Here is a 1,410-nt window from a genome sequence, read left to right on the forward strand (position 1 = left end):
TCCTTGCGGAACTCCACATCGTTCAGGCTGCCGTCCAGCGCCGCATTCAGCAGCGCCCGCGTCTCCTTGATCGGCATACGCTGGCCAACCCCGTACTTGCCGCCCGTCCAACCGGTATTCACCAGCCAGCACGACACGCCGCCCTTCGCAATCCGTTCCTTCAGAAGATTGCCGTAAACGCTCGGATGACGCGGCATGAACGGTGCACCAAAGCACGTCGAGAACGTCGCTTCCGGCTCCGTCACGCCAATCTCCGTGCCCGCAACCTTCGCCGTGTAGCCAGACAGGAAGTGATACATCGCCTGATCCGGCGTCAGACGCGCAATCGGAGGCAGAACCCCGAACGCATCGGCCGTCAGCATGATCACGTTCGACGGAACCGGGCCCAGGTTCTCTTCCGACGTATTGGGAATGAACTCCAGCGGATAGGCGCCCCGCGTGTTCTCCGCCAGCGAGGCATCGTCGAGATCGAGCTGACGCGTCTCCTCGTCCATCACCACGTTCTCGAGCACTGTCCCGAAGCGCTTCGTCGTCGCGTAGATCTCCGGCTCCGCATCCGCGGACAGGCGGATCATCTTGGCGTAACAACCCCCTTCGAAGTTGAACACCGCCGTATCCGACCAGCCATGCTCGTCGTCCCCGATCAGCGTCCGGCTCGCATCGGCCGAAAGCGTCGTCTTGCCCGTGCCCGAAAGACCGAAGAACACCGCCGTCTTGCCATCCGGACCGATATTCGCCGAACAGTGCATCGGCATCACGCCCTTGGCCGGAAGAAGATAGTTCAGAATCCCGAACACGCTCTTCTTCATCTCGCCAGCGTACTTCGTCCCGCCGATCAGTATCAGCTTCTCCGACAGGTTCACTGCAATCACCGTCTGCGTCCGGCAGCCATGCCGTTCCGGATCGGCCCGGAAACTCGGCAGGTCGATGATCGTGTATTCCGGAAGAAAACCGTCCAGCTCCTGCGCCGTCGGGCGAACCAGCAGCGTGCGGATGAACAGGTTGTGCCATGCCAGCTCGTTGATCACCCGGACATTCACCCGGTGTTCCGCCTGCGAACCACCGAACAGGTCCGCCACATAGAGCTTGTCCTTCTCACCCAACGCGGCAAAGAAATCCGCCTTCAGCGCGGCAAACTGTTCCGGCGTCATCGGAACATTGCTCTTGCCCCACCACACCGAATGTTCCGTCACCCCATCGCGAACCGTGAACTTGTCCTTCGCCGAACGGCCCGTGTGCTCGCCCGTCTCAACCACAAGCGGCCCATCAGCCGCTAGCTTGCCTTCACCGTTCGAAAGCGAATGCTCAACCAAAGCTGCTGTGCCAAGGTTCGCGTAAATCATCGCGCCAGTGGCTATGCCCTGACGGTCAAGCGGATACGAAAGCGAAACTGTCAACGTCTTCTCCAGA

1 protein-coding gene is annotated in these 1,410 nt (G+C 60.8%); it reads right to left on the bottom strand.

The window, feature by feature from the left end; all coding sequences use genetic code 11:
- Nucleotides 1-1,343 (bottom strand): phosphoenolpyruvate carboxykinase (locus MB02_RS17265; protein ID WP_407919346.1); only part of this gene is annotated, 1,343 nt, incomplete at its 3' end.
- Nucleotides 1,344-1,410: the final 67 nt, after the last annotated feature.

Origin of the sequence: Croceicoccus estronivorus (genome assembly GCF_001625325.1) — a bacterium.
Lineage (GTDB): Bacteria > Pseudomonadota > Alphaproteobacteria > Sphingomonadales > Sphingomonadaceae > Caenibius > Caenibius estronivorus.